This window comes from uncultured Sutterella sp. (assembly GCF_937923675.1).
GTDB lineage: Bacteria > Pseudomonadota > Gammaproteobacteria > Burkholderiales > Burkholderiaceae_F > Sutterella.
The window spans coordinates 14,665-33,767 of the sequence record NZ_CALDXB010000044.1 but is presented as its reverse complement, the minus strand read 5'-3'; the positions used below and the strand labels follow the sequence as shown (position 1 = coordinate 33,767).

At 59.7% G+C, this 19,103-nt stretch carries 20 protein-coding genes; 13 read left to right on the top strand and 7 right to left on the bottom strand.

Annotation, left to right across the window (positions count from 1 at the left end):
* Positions 1-58: 58 nt before the first annotated feature.
* Positions 59-607 (top strand): large conductance mechanosensitive channel protein MscL, encoded by a 549-nt coding sequence (gene mscL / locus Q0106_RS05405; protein WP_297609930.1) that lies wholly within the window; start codon positions 59-61, stop codon positions 605-607.
* A gap of 132 nt (positions 608-739) precedes the next feature.
* On the opposite strand, the gene dcuC is transcribed toward mscL, so the two are convergent.
* Positions 740-2,110: a C4-dicarboxylate transporter DcuC gene (gene dcuC, locus Q0106_RS05400; protein ID WP_297609927.1), complete on the bottom strand. Its 1,371-nt coding sequence runs from the start codon at positions 2,108-2,110 to the stop codon at positions 740-742.
* Between the two features lie 196 nt (positions 2,111-2,306).
* Entirely contained in the window at positions 2,307-3,227 is a 921-nt protein-coding gene (locus tag Q0106_RS05395; RefSeq protein ID WP_297609923.1) for a manganese-dependent inorganic pyrophosphatase, read from the bottom strand.
* 589 nt (positions 3,228-3,816) lie between these two features.
* Between Q0106_RS05395 and Q0106_RS05390 the strand changes: the two genes are divergently transcribed.
* Genes Q0106_RS05390 through nrfD form a run of 3 tightly spaced genes read left to right on the top strand, consistent with a single transcriptional unit; the run spans position 3,817 to position 7,933 of the window.
* The gene (locus Q0106_RS05390) at positions 3,817-6,441 is read left to right on the top strand and encodes a molybdopterin-dependent oxidoreductase (protein ID WP_297609920.1); all 2,625 of its coding nucleotides are present in this window, start codon (positions 3,817-3,819) and stop codon (positions 6,439-6,441) included.
* Between the two features lie 17 nt (positions 6,442-6,458).
* Complete coding sequence (locus Q0106_RS05385; protein ID WP_297609917.1) at positions 6,459-7,043, top strand: 4Fe-4S dicluster domain-containing protein; 585 nt, start codon at positions 6,459-6,461, stop codon at positions 7,041-7,043.
* On the top strand, positions 7,040-7,933 hold the full coding sequence (gene nrfD / locus Q0106_RS05380) for an NrfD/PsrC family molybdoenzyme membrane anchor subunit (protein ID WP_297609914.1): 894 nt from the start codon (positions 7,040-7,042) through the stop codon (positions 7,931-7,933). Before Q0106_RS05385 ends, nrfD begins: the two co-directional genes overlap by 4 nt.
* A gap of 35 nt (positions 7,934-7,968) precedes the next feature.
* On the opposite strand, the gene Q0106_RS05375 is transcribed toward nrfD, so the two are convergent.
* Positions 7,969-8,154, bottom strand: coding sequence for a hypothetical protein (locus Q0106_RS05375; RefSeq protein WP_297609911.1), 186 nt, complete (start codon positions 8,152-8,154; stop codon positions 7,969-7,971).
* A gap of 61 nt (positions 8,155-8,215) precedes the next feature.
* On the opposite strand from Q0106_RS05375, the gene Q0106_RS05370 reads away from it, so the two are divergent.
* Together Q0106_RS05370 and Q0106_RS05365 are read left to right on the top strand one after the other, a co-directional pair.
* Positions 8,216-9,241 carry an aminotransferase class I/II-fold pyridoxal phosphate-dependent enzyme gene (locus Q0106_RS05370; protein WP_297609908.1) on the top strand — a complete coding sequence of 342 codons (1,026 nt, stop codon included), beginning with the start codon at positions 8,216-8,218 and terminating at the stop codon, positions 9,239-9,241.
* Between the two features lie 207 nt (positions 9,242-9,448).
* Positions 9,449-9,823 carry a hypothetical protein gene (locus Q0106_RS05365; RefSeq protein WP_297609905.1) on the top strand — a complete coding sequence of 125 codons (375 nt, stop codon included), beginning with the start codon at positions 9,449-9,451 and terminating at the stop codon, positions 9,821-9,823.
* A gap of 87 nt (positions 9,824-9,910) precedes the next feature.
* Here Q0106_RS05365 and Q0106_RS05360 read toward each other — a convergent pair whose 3' ends face one another.
* A complete protein-coding gene (locus Q0106_RS05360) occupies positions 9,911-10,921 on the bottom strand; it encodes an asparaginase (protein ID WP_297609902.1) in 1,011 nt (336 codons plus the stop codon).
* A 426-nt stretch (positions 10,922-11,347) separates the two neighbouring features.
* Between Q0106_RS05360 and Q0106_RS05355 the strand changes: the two genes are divergently transcribed.
* Both Q0106_RS05355 and Q0106_RS05350 read left to right on the top strand, forming a co-directional pair.
* Entirely contained in the window at positions 11,348-11,773 is a 426-nt protein-coding gene (locus Q0106_RS05355; RefSeq protein ID WP_297609899.1) for a copper resistance protein NlpE, read from the top strand.
* Between the two features lie 158 nt (positions 11,774-11,931).
* Positions 11,932-12,408 carry a hypothetical protein gene (locus Q0106_RS05350; RefSeq protein WP_297609896.1) on the top strand — a complete coding sequence of 159 codons (477 nt, stop codon included), beginning with the start codon at positions 11,932-11,934 and terminating at the stop codon, positions 12,406-12,408.
* Positions 12,409-12,541: 133 nt separating this feature from the next.
* Here Q0106_RS05350 and Q0106_RS05345 read toward each other — a convergent pair whose 3' ends face one another.
* On the bottom strand, positions 12,542-13,822 hold the full coding sequence (locus tag Q0106_RS05345; protein WP_297609894.1) for an ammonium transporter: 1,281 nt from the start codon (positions 13,820-13,822) through the stop codon (positions 12,542-12,544).
* Positions 13,823-13,894: 72 nt separating this feature from the next.
* Positions 13,895-14,233 carry a P-II family nitrogen regulator gene (gene glnK, locus Q0106_RS05340; protein ID WP_297609891.1) on the bottom strand — a complete coding sequence of 113 codons (339 nt, stop codon included), beginning with the start codon at positions 14,231-14,233 and terminating at the stop codon, positions 13,895-13,897.
* A 340-nt stretch (positions 14,234-14,573) separates the two neighbouring features.
* Between glnK and Q0106_RS05335 the strand changes: the two genes are divergently transcribed.
* On the top strand, positions 14,574-14,933 hold the full coding sequence (locus tag Q0106_RS05335) for a hypothetical protein (protein WP_297609889.1): 360 nt from the start codon (positions 14,574-14,576) through the stop codon (positions 14,931-14,933).
* A 45-nt stretch (positions 14,934-14,978) separates the two neighbouring features.
* Entirely contained in the window at positions 14,979-16,574 is a 1,596-nt protein-coding gene (locus tag Q0106_RS05330) for an AAA family ATPase (protein WP_297609888.1), read from the top strand.
* Between the two features lie 128 nt (positions 16,575-16,702).
* On the opposite strand, the gene Q0106_RS05325 is transcribed toward Q0106_RS05330, so the two are convergent.
* Entirely contained in the window at positions 16,703-17,035 is a 333-nt protein-coding gene (locus Q0106_RS05325; RefSeq protein WP_297609886.1) for a hypothetical protein, read from the bottom strand.
* Between the two features lie 504 nt (positions 17,036-17,539).
* Between Q0106_RS05325 and Q0106_RS05320 the strand changes: the two genes are divergently transcribed.
* Genes Q0106_RS05320 through Q0106_RS05310 form a run of 3 tightly spaced genes read left to right on the top strand, consistent with a single transcriptional unit; the run spans position 17,540 to position 19,068 of the window.
* The gene (locus Q0106_RS05320) at positions 17,540-18,202 is read left to right on the top strand and encodes a HyaD/HybD family hydrogenase maturation endopeptidase (RefSeq protein ID WP_297609884.1); all 663 of its coding nucleotides are present in this window, start codon (positions 17,540-17,542) and stop codon (positions 18,200-18,202) included.
* Between the two features lie 27 nt (positions 18,203-18,229).
* Positions 18,230-18,553: a HypC/HybG/HupF family hydrogenase formation chaperone gene (locus Q0106_RS05315; RefSeq protein WP_152157615.1), complete on the top strand. Its 324-nt coding sequence runs from the start codon at positions 18,230-18,232 to the stop codon at positions 18,551-18,553.
* A 44-nt stretch (positions 18,554-18,597) separates the two neighbouring features.
* Complete coding sequence (locus Q0106_RS05310; RefSeq protein ID WP_297609881.1) at positions 18,598-19,068, top strand: hydrogenase expression protein HyaE; 471 nt, start codon at positions 18,598-18,600, stop codon at positions 19,066-19,068.
* Positions 19,069-19,103 lie beyond the last annotated feature (35 nt).

Here is a 19,103-nt window from a genome sequence, read left to right as displayed (position 1 = left end):
GCGGATCGATCGAACACACTTCAAAAAACCATAAACGCACCCAAAGGTGAATAAAGAAATGCGCAAGTTCTTTCAGGAATTTCAGGCATTCATTTCGAAAGGGAATGTCCTAGACCTGGCCGTCGCCGTGATCATCGGCGCTGCTTTTTCAAAGATCGTCGACAGTCTCGTGAAGGACATCATCAATCCGATCCTCGGCGTCATCGTCGGGCGCCCGGACTTCACGAACCTCTTCATCGTTCTGAAGGATGCTCCCGCGGGCTATACGGGTCCTCACACGTATGAGGCGCTCGTGAAGGCCGGCGCCACCGTTTTCGGCTACGGCGCCTTCCTTACGGCCGTCGTCCAGTTCCTTCTTCTTGCCTTCTCTGTCTTCTGGCTCATCAAGATCGTCGTGACGGCCCGTGCGCGCATCGCGGCTGAAGCCGCTCGTCTCCTTGCCGACAAGGATGCCGAGGAAAAGAAGGCGGCAGAAGAGGCGGCGAAGAAGGCTGCGGCCGAAAAGCCCGCTCCGGCTCCTGCTCCCGCGCCCGTCAATGCCGAGGAGCTGAAGCTTCTCGCTGAAATCCGCGATCTTTTGAAGGCCAATGGAAAGGCTGCCGAATAAAGCGCTTTCACGCTTTTGACTCACAAAGAAAACGCCCGCCTGAAGCTGTTTGCTTCCGCGGGCGTTTTCCATTTTGGAGGATCTCTCAGGCCGTATTCGGGCGGAGACCTCTGACAGGTTTTCCCTGATCGATTAAACGATCAGATTCACCGTGATGAGCATGACGACGTAGCCCGTGAGGCACGGGATGATCGTGCGCTTCACCATGGTGAGCGGGTTCACCTTCGCGAAGCCCGAAACGATGATGATGACGCCGGCAACCGGGCTCATGGCGCGGAGCATTTCGGAGGCGGTGTGCATCATGAGCATCATCGAGATGCCGTTCTGGTTGAAGGCCTGGGCCGCATCCGGAACGAGGTGCCCGAGGCTCGTGAAGGCCGCGACGCCTGAGCCCGTGAGGACAGTAACGACGCCGATGATCGCCGAGAGGACGACGCTCGTGCCCGTGTAGCCGAGACCGATCGACTGCGCGCCGCTCATGAGGAGGTCGACGATGCCGATGTTCTGAAGGCCCTTCGCGAAGAAGGCGGCAACGAAGATGAGGCCCACGGTCGAAGTGAGGATCGAACCCATGCCCTTGAACATGGCGAACGAAAGGTCGAACGATTCCTTCACCTTCCGGCGCACGAGGAGGTCGATCGCGAAGGCGATGATCCAGGCGATGAACATCGCGGTGGCGACGTTCATGCCGGTGCCCCAGACGAACTTGTTGAAGACGAGGAGAAGCGCAATCGGAAAGAGCGGCATGAGCGCATAGAAGGCCGGCGTCTTTTCGAGATTCTGGCGCTTCGATTCGAGCTCAGAGAGGTCGGCAACCTCGCCCTTGCCTTCGCGCCGGTCGAACCAGTACTGCGTGAAGACGTGCGCGACGGCCATGGCGATCACGACCGGCACCGCCATCGGGAGCTGATAGCGCACGAGGTATTCGATCGGATCGAGGTGCACGATCTGGGAGGCAAGATTCGCCGTACCCGAAGCCGGCGCATAGCCGATCGCGAGCACGCTCGCGACGACCGCGGCTGCGGCGAGCGGCGAGCAGCCGACGCGGATGATGAGCGGATAGACGGTAACCACCATCAGCATGGCAAGGCCCGCCGCGGAGGTGATGACGAGACCGAGGCAGTGGCCGACGATGAAGACGGCGGCAAGGATGAGGTACGGATTCTTAATGAAGGAAAGGGGCTTTGCGCAGACCGTGACGAAGCGGTCCGAAGCGCCGATTGCCTGCATGTAGGCGGCAAAGCCGCCGGAGATCAGGATGAGAAAGCCCACGCCGCTCACCTGAGAAACCGAAATGGTGCGCAGGAACTCAACGAGGTCGAAGCCCATGATGCCGGTGGCGTTGAATTTGGCCGGGAAGACCTGAGCGCCGCCCCAGATCGCGAGCGCATTGAGAAGAAGGCCGCCCAGAAGCAGCACCATGTTGACCTGGTACTTTTTAACGATCGCCCATCCGCAGAGGATGAGCACGGCTATGCCGAGCCAGGGGAAAATCGGATTCATGTGAATTCCTTTGCTTGAATTTGAAAAAGCCGCACTGAGCGCTTGAAACGAATCGTTGCAGCCGCAGGTTATTCTGCTTCGAAGGCTCCGGCTTGAGCTTGTAAAGCATAAAAAACCCGCAGTCCGATCAAAAAGACTGCGGGTTTTGGCTTAGATGCGCGCCTCTTGCAGGGGCGGCATCCATCAGTCTGACTGCTTACGCCTTGAAGACGGCTTCAAGGAAGGGCACGACCTGCTTCTTGCGGGACATGACGCCTTCGAGCCAGAGGTTGTCGCTGCCGAGGGTCTTCTTCCAGGCGGAGGCGATCTTCGCGGGATCGTCGGAAGCCATGAGGAGGAGAGAGCCTTCCTTCATGATGTCCGTGAGGAGCAGCATGGCGGTGTGGCGGCCTTCGGCCTTCATGCGGCCGAGTTCCGCGAGGAGCTCGGGGATGCGGTCCTCAAGGAGCGCAAGGTCGACGAGTTCGAGCTGGCCGATGCCGACCTTGTGGCCCGACATGTTGAAGTCCTTGAAGTCGCGCATGATGAGGTCGCGGGCAGCGACGCCCTTGACGGCGGACTTCGCGGTAAAGAGCTCCATGCCGAGGGCCTTCATGTCCTCTACGCCCGCGATGAGGGCGAGCTCGCGCGCGGCGGCGCGGTCGGCTTCCGTGCAGGTCGGGGACTTGAAGATCACGGTGTCGGAGAGAATCGCGCAGAGCATGGCGCCCGCGATTTCCTTCGGAGGAACGAAGCCGAGGTAGTCGTACATGCGCTTCAGAATCGTGTTCGTGCAGCCGACCGGCATGATCACGCATTCAAGCGGAGCGGAGGAGGTCATGTCGCCGAGCTTGTGGTGGTCGACGATGCCCTTCAGCGTGCATTCGGCAAAATCGTCCGGCGCCTGATTGAGGTCGGAATAGTCGACGATGTAGACCTCGCGGCCGGCAACCGACGTGACGACTTCAGGAGCCTTGAGGCCGAAGCGTTCGAGAACGAAGGCCGTCTCAGGAGCAGGCGTCCCCTGAGCGGCAGGGACGACGTCGAGGCCGCGCTTCTTATAGAGATCCGCGCAGGCAAGGGCGGAAACAATGCTGTCGGTATCGGGGTGCTTATGGCCGAGAATAATGGCGGACATGTAGGTATGCCTTCAGATGTTTTGTTGGGAAAGTCTCATGCTGCGGAACCGGAGGCAGGAGCCGGCCGCGTCCCGGAGCTGAAATCAGGAATCCCGTCATTTTAGGAGAATGCGGGGAGTCTGCGCAGGAAGAGGCGCCCGGTAGTTTATTGCTAACGGTAATCTCTCTTTAATAGGGTCTACTCTTTATGAGGTAGTGGATTAGCCTTATCTCTGCTTTTAAGACTCGGGTCAGACAAGACCTAAGTCCCCGATATACGACGAATGTTCAATGCATCTGGGGCACGTCGCTATTCAAAGGATGAATAACGAATCGGAAAAAGCGAGGGCTTTCCCTGTAAGAGAAGAGGGCCGGGGTCTTTATCTTTCCCCTCAGCGGCAACTATACAAATTAAGCATTAAGGCCGCGACCCTGAAAAAAAATTGATTGGACAGATGTCTGCCAGGACCCCCGCAGATTCACATTTAAAGTCCTGAGCGCGCTCCCGGGGAGGCTTCCTTCTGAAGACTTCCCGCGGGATCCATGCTCAGGACGGCTTCTGCTTTCTTTATTTGTCCGGCGGCAATCTCTCCTCAAGAGGAGATTCATATGACGAAGAACGTTGAGCCCTCCGCGGCCCGCGGTCCCGGTCTCTCCCGCCGCAGCTTCATCGGCGCCGCCGGTGCGGTCGGCGCGGCTGCAGGCACGGGAACGATCGGTGCGGCTGTCTGGACGGCTGCCGACGAAGCCATCGCTAAGGAAGTCGAGGCGCTCAAGGCCGAAGGCTGGGAAGCGCACCCGACCGCCTGCATGGTGTGCGGCGGCTACTGCGGCCTCCTCGCGCTTCACAAGAAGGGCGAGCCCGTCTCTCAGGCAACCGTGAAGATCATGCCGAACCCCACGCATCCGCAGCGCGGCTGCTGCGCCCGCGGCGCGCAGGCGATGTGGGTGTGGAACCATCCGCAGCGCCTCAGAAAGCCCTTGAAGCGCACGGGCGAGCGCGGCGAAGGAAAGTTCGAGGAGATCTCCTGGGATCAGGCCCTCACCGAAATTGCCGAACGCGTGAAGAAGATCGTCGAGGAGCACGGCGAACGCGCGATCTCGATGACGTCGCACAATTTCTCGGGCCTCCAGCAGTGGCTCGGGGCGCCTCTCGGCACGCCCAACGTGATCAGTCATTCCTCCACCTGCAATTCCGCTTCCGTTGCCGGCCGCCGCATGGTCTTCGGCAAGGGCTTCGACGGTGCGGGCAAGGTCGAGCCCGACTACGAACGCTGCCGTCTGCTTCTCTGCGTGGGGCGCTCGCTCAACTGCGCCATGGGCGTGACTGCGGTCTTCGGCCGCGCGCGCGAAAAGGGCGCAAAGGTGATCTTCGTCGACCCGCGCATGCCTGAAAACGCCATGTCCTCGGGCGCCGAATGGGTTCCCATCCGCCCGGGCACGGACTCTGCGTTCCTCCTCTCGATGATCGGCGTCGGCATCACGGAAAAGCTCGTCGACTTTGAGTTCCTGCGCCGCTATACGAACGCTCCCTACCTCATTGAGGCCGGCACGCACCGTCCGATCGCCGCGAACGAACTGATCGAAGGCGCAGCGAAGGACTCCTTCGTCGTCATGAACCGCGCGTCCTCCGCCTTTGCGGCGATGGGGCTCGCGCGCGACGAAAAGGGCGCCGTCAAGGGGTTCGACGAACCCGAGGGCGTCGACCCGGATCTCGATTATGCGGGCACCGTCCGCACGGTCGACGGCAAGGACATCGCGGTTGAAACGGCCTTCGTGCGTTTCTCGAAGACCGCGCTTGCCTGGACGCCTGAAAAAGCGTCCCTCACGACGGGGATCCCCTCCGAAACGATCGTGCGCATTGCGCGCGCCTTCTTCACCGAAGGCGGCGTCTGCGACGACGGCTGGTACGCCTCGAGAAACGGCAACGACACCCACGCCTATGCGCTCATGAGCATGATCAACCTCTTCACGGGGCAGATCGATCAGCCGGGCGGCTTCGTCGTCACCCAGGGCGGCGGCTTCAAGGGGCCGGGCGCCTCGCAGTCGGGCGGAAAGGGCAAGGGCCCGCACGGCGAATCCTGGAAGAACGCCGAAGGGAAGGCCCTCGACAAGGTGATTTATCCGGAAGGCTCCGGCACCTATTCGGCCATCTTCACCGCGATTGAGGAAGGGAAGCCCTATCCGATCCGCGCCGCCTTCATCACGGGTTCGACCATGTTCCACCGCGAGGCGAATTCGGACCGCATGGCGAAGGCCTTCAGGGCGCTCGACCTCATGGTCGTGCAGGACATCTTCCCGCATGAGGTGATCGACTACGCCGACTACGTGCTCCCCTCGACCTTCTTCCTCGAAGCCTATGAATACGGCGGCGTCAAGTGGGCTCTGAACGGCAACGTCCAGTTCTCGAACGCCGGAATTGAACCCCCCGAAGGATGCGACGCGCGCGACGAAATCTGGCAGTTCTGCGAAATACTGCGCCGCGCATTCCCCGAGCGCGCTAAGGAGCGCCTCGGCTACGACCACGAGATGAAGACCCGCGAGGAATTCAAGAAGTGGTACCGCGGCATGATGGACAGCGCCTGGGCGAAGTTCATTGCAAAGAAGAACAGCGACAAGGCGGGCGAAGGCGACCGCATCGATGCGGACGTGAAGGCCCGCGGCTGGTCTCAGGTTGCGGTGAAGAAGTTCGGCGTCTATCCGCAGAAGAAGCCCTTCGGCACCCCCACGGGCAAGGGCGAAATCATTTCCTTCCTCTTTGCCGGGAAGTATGAGAAGAAGGGCGCTTCGGGCCTTTCCGACTGGGTGATGCCTCCGGCATACACCATCCCGAGACCGCGCTCGAACGAGTTCTATCTCGTCTCGGGCAAGGACAGCGCTTCGAATTCGGGCGTCTCCATGTGGACGTGGCCGTCGAAGTTCCTGGGCGACCGCACGGTCTGGATGAACCCCGTCGACGCCGAACGCCTCGGCATCCGCACGGGCGACACGGTGGAATTGACGAGCCTCGACACGGGCGTCAAGGGCCGCACGAAGGTGACGGTCACGAACCGCGTCGTCGCGGGCGCGCTCTTTGCCCACGGCTTTGCCGGCGGCGTGAGAACGAAGAGAAACCTCGGCGCTTATGAGTGGACGCGCGAAGGCATCAACTCGCACTGGTTCTGCACGGGCTACCGCGAGCCGGTGACGGGTTCGCTCGCCAACAACTCCACCGTCCGCGTCGAACGCATCTAAGAGGGAGGCATCAGGCAATGACTCAATACAGCAAAAAGCTTGCGCATCTCTTTGATGCGACGCAGTGCGTCGGGTGCTCGGCCTGCATCGTGGCCTGCGCTCAGACGAATTATCCGGATATGCTCAACGACGAGAATACGGGCTGGAAGTCTCTTCCCTCGAACATCCGCGTCGTGAAGCTAGAGACGCTCCGCCGTCCGCAGCAGATCCTCGTGCAGTGCCAGCAGTGCGACGACGCGCCCTGCATCGGCGTCTGCCCCTTCGGCGCCAACTACCACGATCCGCTCACGGGCCAGGTGAAGACCGATCCCGCGCGCTGCGTGGGGTGCGGCTACTGCGTTACGGCGTGTCCGTACGACGTGCGCTGGCTCCATCCGAAGACGGGGCTTCCCGTCAAGTGCATGGGCGAAGGCTGCGAAAAGCTCGTCGCCCAGGGCCAGGACCCGGCATGCGTTGCCGCCTGCCCGGTCTCGGCGCGCGCCTTCGGCAACATCCAGGATCCGGAATCCGCGGTCTCGCAGCGCATCGCCCGCACGCGCACTGAACGCCTTCTCCCGCAGAAAGGCACTAAGCCCAACTACTTCGTCGTGGTGCAGAAATGACTCCTGAATACATGGAACTTACCGCTCAGGCCGCCACGAGCCACTGGGCGTGGACGATTGCGTTCTTCCTCTGGTTCGTCGGCCTCTCGGGCATGGCGCTCTTTTTGAACATCTGGCTCAAGAGCCGCCGCGTCTTCGCGATCGCGGGCATCGCCGCGATCGCGGGCACGCTCCTGGTGCTTTCGCACCTGGGGCGCCTTCTCAACCTCCCGTTCGCGGCCTTTCACGCGCTCGCCAACTGGTCCTTCAACTTCACGAGCTGGATGTTCATCGGCATCTGCTTGCTCGCAGTGCTCTGCATTGCCGTCGTCGTTGAAGGCCTCATGATCTGGCTGGGCTCGAAGGAGGGCGGCAACCGCGTCCTCGCCGACATCGCCGAAGGCGTGATGGTGCGCTGGTGCAACGGCGTTCTGGGCGTTGCGGCCACGGCCTATTCGGGGTTCCTTCTCACCCAGGCCGCGGGCGTTCCGCTCTGGAATACTGCGGTGCTCCCGGTCCTCTGGATCTTCTCGGGCCTCGGCTGCGCCGTGGGTCTCGCTGAGCTCCTTGCCGCGAGCGGTAAGCTCGAGACGGGTCATCCCGGCTGGCTCGGCGGCACTGCCTGGGGCGTGCACCTGGGCGAAGCCTTCGTGATCTTCGCCTTCATTCAGTCGGCCTGGACGGGTACGCCCGGCGCCGCTGCGGGTGCGGAAAGCCTTCTCATGGGCGGGGCATCCCTCATCTTCTGGGCGGGCGCGATCGGTCTCGGCATCGTGATGCCGATCCTCTGCACGTTCCTGAAGGAGCACCGCTCGATGGTAATGCTCGGAGGCCTCTGCTCGATCATCGGCGCGCTTGCGCTGCGCGCCTCCGTCCTCTTTGCGGGCTACTTTGATCCGGTGATCTGGTAATCGCGAGAGGAAAGGGTTCCAGACGAGTTTTCCCTTCAGAAAACTTCAGGAACTCTTACCGGCAGACAAGCCCGGCAGCGGACGCTTCCGCTGCCGGGCTTCACTTTGTCGGGGGACTGCATTTTTTTTTCGGGAGAACGTTTACGCGACTTTTCCGGGTTAGTAAATGTGAGCAAAATGCACTGAATAGTCGGAGAGGTGTTCATATAATCATCTTCCATCAGCGCGCCGCTCCTTCTGCGGCAGCGCTCCCCGCTTTCAATTCAATTGGAAATTTCGGCAATGATCCGTCTTGCTTGCGACTACCAGGAAGGCTGCCTTCCGGCGATTCTTGAACGTCTTCAGGAAACCAATCTTGTTCCGGCGCCGGGCTACGGCGAGGATGAGTTTTCCGAAAATGCCCGCCGCCTCATCCGCGAGGCCTGCCGGGCGCCGGAGGCCCGCGTCTTCTTCCTCGAGGGCGGCACGCAGACCAATTCCATCGCGATTCACGCGATTCTTGCGGGCTACGAAGGGGTTCTCTCCGCCGAGACCGGTCATATTGCCGTTCATGAGGCGGGCGCAGTTGAAGCGCGCGGCCACAAGGTGATCACGCTTCCGCAGAAGGACGGAAAGATTTCCGCCGCGTCGATCGAAAAGTGGATGGAGGCGTTCCTTCGCGATACGAGCAAGGACCATGTCGTGCAGCCCGGGATGGTCTACATCTCGCAGCCGACGGAATTCGGCACGCTCTACAGCCTCGCCGAGCTCGAGGATATTTCTGCCGTCTGCTGCCGCTATGGGCTTCCGCTCTTCATCGACGGCGCCCGTATGGCCTACGGGCTCGCATCTGAAGCGAACGACGTCGGGCTTTCCGACATCGCGAGGCTCGCCGACGTCTTCTACATCGGCGGCACGAAGTGTGGCGCCCTCATCGGCGAAGCGCTCGTCGTCACGAACCCGGCCCTCATGAAGCATTTCTTCACGCTTCAGAAGCAGCAGGGCGCGGTGCTCGCCAAGGGGCGGCTCCTCGGCATCAATTTCGAGGTCCTCATGAGCGGGACCACCTACGTCGACGCCGGCCGCCACGGCGTTGAGCTCGCGCAGAAAATCCGCGCGGCGCTCCTTGAAAAGGGCTACGAGCTCTATGTCGACTCCCGCACGAACCAGATCTTTGCCTGGCTCGCCGATGAGGATCTGAAGCGCATCGGCGAAAAGGCGGCCATCTCCATCTGGGAGCGCCGCGACGACGGGAAGACCCTCTGCCGCTTCTGCACGAGCTGGGCGACCCGCGAGGAGGACGTCGACGCCGTGATCGCGCTCCTCTGATCGGGAGCAAGGCGGCGCGAAAGAGCGGCAATTGTTTCCGATTCTGTCCTTAAGGTTTGCGTGAGGTGCGCGGCGTAAGGTATGAGTCATCAGGAGGAACTTTGCGAAGCTTCCCGCCGCTTCAAGTGAGCTTGCTTGGTCGCAGCTGAGCCGCGGATGTTTCAGGGGTTCCTCGTTTCATTCCCCGTTTTCCCCAATACATCTGCCATGTCGTTCTCCAAAGTCCTTTTCGCCGCTCTTTTTTCCGTCAGTCTTGCTGCGGGCGCCGCTGAGACCGCGCACAAGGACACGGGGCTTGAAGGACACTGGTCGGGCGTCCTCCTCTCTCAGGCAGAGGAAGCCGCGGACGCGGAACTCTCGCTCGACCATTATGGCTGCTACGCGCTTTCCGTCAAGAAGGACCGCGGCATTGAAACGGGCTTCTTCGAGGTGAAGAACGGCCGCGTGCTTCTCAAGAATTCGGGCGGCGTCGTCAATCGCGAGTTTGAGGTCGGTAATGACGGAAAGCTCCATCTCCTTGACGCCGAAGGGAAGCCCCTTGTGATGGCTGCCGAGAACTGCTGCTCGCTCTATAAGGACTGAGCAGGGGATTTTTCGCGGAAAAACCAAAACGCCGGTACTGACTTTTGATTGTCAGCCGGCGTTTTTCTTATTCCCGGAGGCTCTTCATCAGAAGCGCTCGAACGCTTCCTTCATCTTCTCCGGATTCCATCCGAAGGTGACGAGCGCGAGCATGGCAAGAATGCGCGCCTTCTGGGGCGAAAGCGTCCCCGAGGGGATGTAGCCGCGCTCCTGCCACTCGGCAAGGCCCGGGGTCACGCATCCGCCCGGTACCCGGCTCGCCCGGATGATGAAGACGCCGCGTTCGGCAGCTTCGGCGAGCGCTTTTTCGGTTTCGGCATGAATGGAGCCGTTTCCGGTGCCGGCATGGACGATGGCTTCGGCGCCTGCTTCAACGGCGGCGCGCACGAGCATGCCGTCGTCGTCCGCATGCGAATAGAGGATGTCGACGCGCGGCAGGCGCCTCGGGTGCGAGTAGGTTTCAAGCCTGAAGGGCGTCTCGGCGCCGAAAGGCTTCTCCGGTCGGCCGAGCCAGACGATGGCGTCGCCCGAGACGATCCCGAGCGGTCCCTCGGCGAGTCCGCCGAAGGCGGCGGCGTTCGTGGGGTTCACCTTCATTGCGGCGCGGGCGCCGTAGATCACGTCGTTGAGGGCGACGAGGACGCCGCGGCCGCGGGCCTCGGGGTCGACGGCGATCCGCACGGCGTTGTAGAGGTTGAGGGGGCCGTCGGCGGAAAGCGCGGTCGAAGGACGCATGGCGCCCGTAAAGACGACGGGCTTCGCGGTCTTCATCGTGAGATGCGTGAACCAGGCGGTTTCCTCCATCGTGTCGGTGCCGTGCGTGACGACAATGCCGTCAATTTCCGGATCCGCGTCGGCTTCCGCGATGGCGCGCCCGAGGTCCTTCCAGACGGCGCTCGTCATCGACATGGAGTCGATGCGGGCGACTTCGTGGACGTCGATGCGGGCGACATCGGCGAGGCCGGGAACGGCGGAGAGAAGCGCATCAACGCTGAAGTCCTTGAGGCGGTAGCCCGTCATCTGGCTCGCGCTCTCGCCCGAGGAAACAATCGTGCCGCCGCAGGTGAGGAGGCGGACTTTGGGTAGCTTTTCAGTCATGGTGGAATCCAATGGTAGCGGTGTCGATCCCGAGGATTCTATCGATTGATGCGCCGGATGCAAAAAGAGCGCCGGTTTCCCGGCGCTCTCCCTGCGGAGTCGGATCTGTCGCGCAAGGCAGATCAGGCTCCTTTTGACCTCGAACTAGATACTACGGGAAAGTCGGGCGATTGCGTATCGTATTTATGCGTAGGTATTTTTACTAATTCTTCTTTCGCCAATATGCAGGATCTTTCTCTGGAGACAGCGGCTATCCAAATTACCCCATGGAAAACAATAGGATATTTGCTGTCATGCAGGGCAGCCCGACGGGATTCGTTACATCTTGGGCGCTGCTTTGAACCTTCGCTCTCCCTATGATGGAGATAGTTTTCGTGCAAGGATTGTCCTGCCGTTTACATTTCTCTTCCTCCGCTGGATGTCGTCATGCCGCTTTCATTGATCCGTCCTTTCGCCATTTGCGCAGCGCTCGCGCTTTCGCTTTCCGGGTGCACTGCGCCTTCAAACGGTGCGAAGGAGGCGCCTTCGCCCCAGGCCGGAGCAGCATCTGAAGCTGCAGGCGTCTATGAAGGCATGCTCCCGTGCGCCGACTGCGAAGGAATCCGTACGGCGCTCTATCTGAGGGCGTCTGGCACCTATACGCGCGTTTCGCACTATGTTGGGACGGACGGCGCCTTCGATGAGGGCGGAAAGTGGTCCTTTGAGGACGGAAAGCTCCGCTTTGATTCCGCTGCGCCCGGGGAGGACCCCTGGTATGCGCTTCCGATTCCGAATGGCGTGAGGCTCCTCGACCGTGAGGGGAAGCCCGTCGAGGGCGTCCTCGCGCCGATGTACGACCTCATGCGACAGTGAGCCACTTTCCTCTTCTCTCCTTCAGAATTCCCTTAAGCCGCGATTCCTAGAATTGGGATACGAAAACATCCGCTGCCTCCGGACGACCGGATCCCGGGAATGGCCGGGGTCTGTTTTTCCGGGGCGGCGTCTTAATTCATTCAAGGAAGCGCAATACCGTGGCTCGTGATACTTCTCTTCGACTTCTTGGAATTTCGTCAGCTTTGATTCTTGCCGGCACGCTCGCCGGCTGCGGCACGACCGGAACGTCCGGAACCGGGGTTCTTTCCTCTTCCGCTGCTGAAATCGAGGCCCCTGCACCCGTGCAGACCCCCAACGTGATGCTCGTGAGAAAAACCGTTCTTCCGTACGACGAGACGATTCCGCTTGAAACCGCCTTCGAGCAGTACGGCGCCTGCACGCCGAAGAGCCGTCTCTGGGAAGAGGTTGAGGCGGGCGACGTGCAGTTCTCCTGCAGGCTCGACGACGGCACGGTGATCCAGTTCGACTTCCGGATTGATCGTCAGCAGAAGGCGGCGCTCCGCATGGTGACCTTCACCTCCATGAACGATGCCGAATATGCGGGCATCAGCGTGCGCGGCCCGGATGCGGACGACATGCTGAAGAAAATCTACATGAACGAGCCGCTCTTCTGACAGGCTTTCCCCTGAGGGCCGCCCCGGCGGCTCCTCTGCCTCTCCATTGAGAGAAGGCGCTCAGCAAAAATCCCGGATCCGGCGCCTGCCGAACCCGGGATTTTGTTATGTGATTGACTGAAAGGTCAGGGCGCTACTCAATGCGCTCGCCGTGCGAGGCAAGGTCGAGGCCCGAGAGCTCGTCGTCGGTCGAAACGCGCAGACCCATGGTCTTCTTGATGATGAAGAGGATCACGAAGCTCATGACGCCGCCGTAGACGAGGGTAGCTGCGACGGAGAGAACCTGGATGCCGACCTGGGTCCACATGGGAGGAAGTTCAGAGCCCGTCACGGCGCCCGAGGCAAAGAAGCCCGTGAGGATGGCGCCGAGGATCCCGCCCACGCCGTGAACGCCGAAGGCGTCGAGCGAATCGTCGTAGCCGAGCTTTGCCTTCACGACCGCAACCATGAAGAAGCAGACCAGGCCGGCGAGGAGGCCGATCACGAGCGCCGGACCCGGCTCAACGAAGCCCGAGCCCGGGGTGATGGCAACGAGCCCGGCGACGGCGCCCGAAATCATGCCGAGGAGCGAGGGCTTGCCGCGGGTCTTCCATTCCGTGAACATCCAGGCCACGGCGCCGGCAGCGGCGGCGATCTGCGTCACGATGATCGCCATCACGGCGCGTTCGTTGGCGGCAAGGCCCGAGCCGCCGTTGAAGCCCATCCAGCCGAACCAGAGGAGCGAGGCGCCGATGACGGCGAGCGCGAGGTTCGCGGGAGCGAGGTGCTGCTGACCCCAGCCGCGGCGGGGACCGACCATCAGGCAGGCAACGAGGCCCGCAATGCCGGCGTTGATGTGGACGACGGTGCCGCCCGCATAGTCAAGCGCGCCCATTTTGAAGAAGAATCCGTCCGAAGCCCAGACCCAGTGGCAGACGGGGGCGTAGACGAGAAGGCTCCAGGCGGCCATGAAGATGAGGAGGGAGGAGAACTTCATGCGGCCGGCGATCGAGCCCGTGATGAGCGCGGGCGTGAGGATCGCGAAGGTCATCTGGAAGAAGACGAAGAGGAGCTCCGGAATCGTGCCCGAGAGCGTATTGATGCCGATGCCGGAGAGGAAGGCCTTCGAAAGCCCGCCCACGAAGGAGCTTCCTTCCGAGAAGGCGAGGGAATAGCCGACGAAGTACCAGAGGAGCGTGATGATGCCGCAGATCGCGACCGATTGCGCGAGGGTCGAGAGAATGTTCTTCTTTCTCACCATGCCGGCATAAAAGAGTGCAATGCCCGGGATGGTCATGAGGAGGACGAGGAGCCCCGAGACCATGACCCAGGCGGTGTCGGCTTTGTCGAGCGCCGGGGCGTCAGCTGCGAATCCCGGGGCGCTCATGAGTGCAAGGAGCCCCGCGAAAGGGATGTATTTGATGTAGGCGTGCATTTTTTCATACTCCGTCTTTGGGAGTTTTTTTGATACTGGGGGTTTAAGAACCGCTCTGAAGCTTCCGGGGCGTCAGATGGCGGCTTCTCCCGTTTCGCCGGTGCGGATGCGGACGACCTGTTCAAGGGGCGTCACGAAAATCTTTCCGTCGCCGACCTTGCCCGTGCGGGCGGCGGCAATGACCGTTTCGATCACGTCGTCGAGCATGTCTTCCGTTACCGCAACGTCAATGCGGGTCTTGGGAAGAAAATCGACGACGTATTCAGCGCCGCGGTAGAGCTCCGTGTGGCCGCGCTGCCGGCCGAAACCCTTCACTTCCGTGACGGTGAGGCCGTGAACGCCGGCGTCGGAGAGGGCTTCCCGGACGTCGTCGAGCTTGAAGGGCTTGATGATGATGGTGACAAGCTTCATGAGTGTTTCTCCATGGGACGGAAGAAGAATTTCTTTCGTCGCTTAAATACTCTGAAGCAAGATTTGTGCCAAAAGCGCTCTGCCAGGGGAGCTTCTCTCGGGCGGACAAGGATGTCGAGTCGTCGGAATGTTATTCACCGGCTGCAATGCAGAAAGCACTATGCCTGCGGCATTGCCTTCTGCGGAAAGAAGTGTGTAGTGGGCGGCGGCAAGCTGCGGGAAGTTCAGGCGACGGCCTCTGAGATCGGCTTTCCCGGGCGAGAGGACGGGAACTCGGGCGCGTCATGCGGCATCCGTTAAAATCGGGTGCATTGCAACCATTGAGCGGAGCGTCTGCGCCATGACAGGGAACGTCAAAGACAATAAGAAGGAAGAAGGAGTGCCGGAAGAGCCGCTCCTCGACAGCCGGGGATGGCCTCTTGTCCGCCTCACCAAAGTCTTTCCCTGCATGAGCAATTCGGACATCGCCGCGAGGGCGCACTTCTTCGCGGGCCTCCGGGCGCTTTCCGAAGCGGACTACATGGCCGGGAAGGGCATGACGGTCGAAACAATCGTGCGCGAGGATCCTCGCTACGGTCCGAAGGATGTGGTCTACAGCATCGGCGGCGAACCCCGCAAGGAGAGAAGCTACGCCGACATGGAAGCGGAGCTCGTCAAGGCCGTTCGGGCGGCGCATGCTGCCTACGCAAAAGCAAAATAAGGTTACGTCTATTGACGTTGATGACCCTATTTTAGGGAGTGTTTAATGCGTCCATTACCTTTGGGCTCCAGCGATTTTCCGACACTGCGGCGCAACGACATGATCTATGCCGATAAAACGGATCTGATTTACTCCCTCGCATCAGTTCGCGGAAAAGTTTTCCTCGCAAAGCCCAGACGTTTCGGTAAATCACTCCTCGTTTCAACCTTCCAAACGCTTTTTAGCGACGGGCTTGAGCAATTTTCCGGGCTCGCTATAGAAAAACTCTGGACGGATCGGCAATACAAAGTTGTACGGCTTGATTTTTCTAGACTTAAGCTTTTTGAAACCTCCGCTCAATTTGAGCGGGATTTTCGCAGCGTACTAATATCTGCTTTTGCACCACTCGGATTCAATTTTAATTATTCCGATGAAAATATTGTATTCTTAGACCAGCTCGGTTCTTGGCTGCTGACGCTTCCATCGGACTCGCTGGTGCTTCTGATTGATGAATACGATACTCCGCTCACCGCGCATCTCGATGATCATGATGTTCTTGAAGTTATTCTAAATCATCTTGATAATTTTTATACTGTCCTCAAGTCCGCAGAACGTTGTCTTAGATTTTTCTTTATGACGGGTATTACGAAGCTCAGTAATACCAGCATTTTCTCTGCACTAAATGATCTTACGGACATTTCACTGGATACAAAATACAGCAGTCTTCTAGGACTGACTGAAAGGGAGATTTCATTATATTTTGAAGGCTATCTTTTAAGGGCTGAAAAGGAACTCCAAATTAGCAGAACTGAGCTTCTGGATAAAATACGAGAAAATTATGACGGTTTTTGTTTTGACCGAAAAGGGAAAAACCATGTATATTGCCCGTGGTCGGTTCTTAATTTTTTCAATAATCCGGGAGAAGGATTTCTTAATTATTGGTATGCAAGCGGGGGACAGCCAAGGGTTTTATTAAACTATCTTAAAACACATAAGATAGCCAATCCTTTTGCCTTTGACGAGAACGTGCAGATCCGACTTTCTGAACTTATGGCCGCTCGGGAATATAAGAATATCGGCATCGAGGCGCTTCTGGCACAGGCGGGCTACCTGACAATACGGTCTGTTCGCAGTAACGGGTATGTTGAACTCGGCTATCCCAATAAGGAAGTGGAGCTCTCTATGGCGCAGCTTTACGCGGATGAGCTTCTGCGCGGGAAAAATCTTGATCCTCTGGGAGTTCCGATGCTCTCCGAACTCATCGAATCCGGGACGTTGAACGACATCGTTGCTCGTTTTAACGACGGCATCAATTTGATTGACTATCAGAATTTCCCGATTACAACGGAGGCAGCCTGTCGCGCTTCAATCCAGCTCTTTCTCATGGGAGCTGCTTTGATGCCGGAGGTCGAAAAGCATTCGGCGCTTGGGAGAAGCGACCTGGAAGTGCGCGCCGGAAACCGGCACTGGGTCTTTGAGTTTAAATTCGCGGCCGACGCTCATGAGGTCACGAAGCTCCTCGAAAGAGGAAAAGAGCAGATTCTGAGCCGCCGATACGGCGAAGGTCCGCAGGAAGGAGAGCTCCGTCGGGCAGTCCTTGTTTTCAACGCCGAGACCCGGCGCTTCGAGAAGTGGCTCGAAGTTGACGCGGGCGGAGACTGAACCGGAAGGTCGTTTTGCGGGCATCTGATGCGGAGCGGAATCGCTTTCCTCAAAGCGTTTCCTCAGCACCGAGAAAAAAGCCGGAAGATGTTTTGAATCTTCCGGCTCGTCTGCTGGCGATTTTGGCTTTAGATCCTTTCAGTGAAGAATTTTTCTGCGGGAATGCCGCCGAAGGGCGACTCGTTGGCTGCGTCCCGGATTTTCTCCGGCGTGCTTTCACGCATGCAGAGGTCAAGGACCTGTCTCAGCCAGACGCTGCCGCCGAGCGTTCTGAAGAAAGTCTTCTGTTCAGCCGTCAGACGAATGACGACCATTTTGTCGAGGGCCTTTTCGCCAAGCGGTTTGCGGCCGGCGCCCTGACGAACGCCGCCCCAGCCGTCATGACTGGAGGCTTTTCTCTTTGCAAGGGGCTTGCACGGCTTGATGAGGCTCGGTGCGGATGGTGTTTTCTTACCCGGCATGGTGGTTCCTCCTTCTAAGGACGGATTGCCATTGCTCAGTTCCACTGTATGGCGCTTTCAAACGTTTTGCAACTCGATTCAGTATAAACAGGCAAAAATCAGGGTTTCTTCTTAGGGAAGGACGATCCAACATCATCATTCGCGTACTTCTCTTGACTTTTCTGGTAAACAATGTGAGAGTGCAGGGGGTCGACCGGGAGGTAAAGGGGAATTTGAAAAAACAGTACCCAATCTTCGGACGATAGTTTTGTATATTTTTGAAGTACTGCTTTCCTGTCCGCGGGACTTTCCGCTCATGACCGGCCGGACTATGCCCAAAAGCGGAGCGCATTATTCCATAGGGAGTGCTTCCGGAGGCTTAACGGTGGGCCTTTCGGAGAATGGCGGCTTATGAGCCTCACTCGATATAGTTGAGATCACATAAGAAGAGGCTCCGGCAGCATCCGCACCCCGTTTTTTTTGAAGAGAAAGATGCCGGCAGGAACCCTCTCTGGGAGGAAATTCATGAATACACAGGAACTCTCGCCGGGGCGCTATGCCCGCGACGTGCTGCTCCTCGGCATCGGCAACATCCTCTGGGCGGACGAAGGGTTCGGCCCCAGGGCGGCCGAGGCCTTCAACAGCCGCTACCGGCTGCCTGAGGGCGCGGAAGTCATGGACGGCGGAACGCTCGGCGGCTGGCTCGTGAACGAGATCTGCTCGACGAAGCGCATTCTCGTTTTCGACTGCTGCGATCTGAAGGCGCCTCCGGGGACGCTTCGCGTCCTCAGAAAGGACGACATCCGCATCTGGAGCTCGACCAAGATTTCGCCCCACCAGACGGGCTTCAACGATCTCCTCGCGACAGCTGCGCTCATGGGCTCGAGCCCCGAGGACATCGCCGTCGTGGGCATTCAGCCGGAGCTCCTTGACGACTACGGCGGAAGCCTCACCGAAACGGTGAAGGCGCGCATTCCCGATGCCCTGGAAGCCGCCCGCGGCATCCTTTGCGAGTGGGGATTCCCGCCCGTCGAGAGAGCGCCGGGCGAGCGCGTGCCGCCGCTTTCCTTCCAGAGCCTTTCAATCGACGCCTATGAGTCCGGGCGCCCCGACGAGGCCGAGGCCTGCCGGACCGGGGACGAGCGGTTTCTGGTTCGTCCCGCGGGTCATGCTTCCGACCCCTCATAAGGATCGGTTTTCCGGAGAACACTTCAAATGTGCATTGCCTTGCCCATGAAAATCGTCGCGCTCGAGGAAATGAAGGCGCGGTGCGAGCGAAAGGGAAGCGAAGTCGTCGTCGACATTTCCATGATCGACCCGCCGAAGCCGGGCGACTGGCTCCTCGTCTTTCAGGATCGCGCCATCCGGGCGATTGATGAGGCGGAAGCTTCTGAAATTGAAGCCGCGCTTAAGGCGACGGCGCTTGCCATGGCGGGCGAAGCCGACGAGGCGGCGATCCGCGCGGGCTTCGGCGACTTGATTGACCGCGAGCCCGAGCTTCCCGAACATCTGCGCAGGCTGGTTCCGGGAAGAAGCTGATCCCGCGATCGCCTCAATCCTCCATAAAGAAAAGAATTTCAAGCATGTCCAAATTCACGCGAATTGCGGAAATCGATCCGCAGACGAACCCGCTCTTTCAGCGCATGCGCGGGGAAGAGGGATTCAGAACGCTCTCCGAAGCCTCGCTCGAGGGCTTTCTTGCCGAGCCGGGACTCAAATTCGTGATTTTTGCCGATGACCCGAATACCCGGAAGGAAACGATGGACATCGTCGTGATCGGTCCGGAAATCCGCCGCAGCATGGGGAGCATCGTTCAAAGCGCCTGGTGCACGGATGTCGCGGAAGGAAGAGCGCTCGCAGCCCGCTGGGGCGTGAGAAAGCTCCCCGCGCTCGCGCTCTTTCGAGGCAATGTCTTTCTCGGCGCCGCCGAAGGGCTCGACTCCTGGGACGGGTACCTTGCGAAGCTCGCCGGGATTGCAGCGCGCACCGAGGCGCCGAAGCGCTCCGTCGCGATCCTCCCGAGGAACGCGGCCGAAGAGAGCTCCTGCTGCTGATCGATTTTCGCAGAAGAATTCAAAACCTATTCGGA

Excerpts from the sequence above, each read along its gene's own strand:
- Q0106_RS05330 (WP_297609888.1), top strand. The coding sequence starts at position 14,979 with ATGCGTCCATTACCTTTGGGCTCCAGCGATTTTCCGACACTGCGGCGC.
- Q0106_RS05360 (WP_297609902.1), bottom strand. The coding sequence starts at position 10,921 with ATGACTGAAAAGCTACCCAAAGTCCGCCTCCTCACCTGCGGCGGCACG.
- Q0106_RS05370 (WP_297609908.1), top strand. The coding sequence starts at position 8,216 with ATGATCCGTCTTGCTTGCGACTACCAGGAAGGCTGCCTTCCGGCGATT.
- Q0106_RS05315 (WP_152157615.1), top strand. The coding sequence starts at position 18,230 with ATGTGCATTGCCTTGCCCATGAAAATCGTCGCGCTCGAGGAAATGAAG.
- mscL (WP_297609930.1), top strand. The coding sequence starts at position 59 with ATGCGCAAGTTCTTTCAGGAATTTCAGGCATTCATTTCGAAAGGGAAT.
- Q0106_RS05325 (WP_297609886.1), bottom strand. The coding sequence starts at position 17,035 with ATGCCGGGTAAGAAAACACCATCCGCACCGAGCCTCATCAAGCCGTGC.
- Q0106_RS05355 (WP_297609899.1), top strand. The coding sequence starts at position 11,348 with ATGCCGCTTTCATTGATCCGTCCTTTCGCCATTTGCGCAGCGCTCGCG.
- Q0106_RS05310 (WP_297609881.1), top strand. The coding sequence starts at position 18,598 with ATGTCCAAATTCACGCGAATTGCGGAAATCGATCCGCAGACGAACCCG.
- Q0106_RS05395 (WP_297609923.1), bottom strand. The coding sequence starts at position 3,227 with ATGTCCGCCATTATTCTCGGCCATAAGCACCCCGATACCGACAGCATT.
- Q0106_RS05335 (WP_297609889.1), top strand. The coding sequence starts at position 14,574 with ATGACAGGGAACGTCAAAGACAATAAGAAGGAAGAAGGAGTGCCGGAA.
- dcuC (WP_297609927.1), bottom strand. The coding sequence starts at position 2,110 with ATGAATCCGATTTTCCCCTGGCTCGGCATAGCCGTGCTCATCCTCTGC.
- Q0106_RS05390 (WP_297609920.1), top strand. The coding sequence starts at position 3,817 with ATGACGAAGAACGTTGAGCCCTCCGCGGCCCGCGGTCCCGGTCTCTCC.
- Q0106_RS05320 (WP_297609884.1), top strand. The coding sequence starts at position 17,540 with ATGAATACACAGGAACTCTCGCCGGGGCGCTATGCCCGCGACGTGCTG.
- Q0106_RS05375 (WP_297609911.1), bottom strand. The coding sequence starts at position 8,154 with ATGGAAGATGATTATATGAACACCTCTCCGACTATTCAGTGCATTTTG.
- Q0106_RS05345 (WP_297609894.1), bottom strand. The coding sequence starts at position 13,822 with ATGCACGCCTACATCAAATACATCCCTTTCGCGGGGCTCCTTGCACTC.
- Q0106_RS05385 (WP_297609917.1), top strand. The coding sequence starts at position 6,459 with ATGACTCAATACAGCAAAAAGCTTGCGCATCTCTTTGATGCGACGCAG.
- Q0106_RS05365 (WP_297609905.1), top strand. The coding sequence starts at position 9,449 with ATGTCGTTCTCCAAAGTCCTTTTCGCCGCTCTTTTTTCCGTCAGTCTT.
- nrfD (WP_297609914.1), top strand. The coding sequence starts at position 7,040 with ATGACTCCTGAATACATGGAACTTACCGCTCAGGCCGCCACGAGCCAC.
- glnK (WP_297609891.1), bottom strand. The coding sequence starts at position 14,233 with ATGAAGCTTGTCACCATCATCATCAAGCCCTTCAAGCTCGACGACGTC.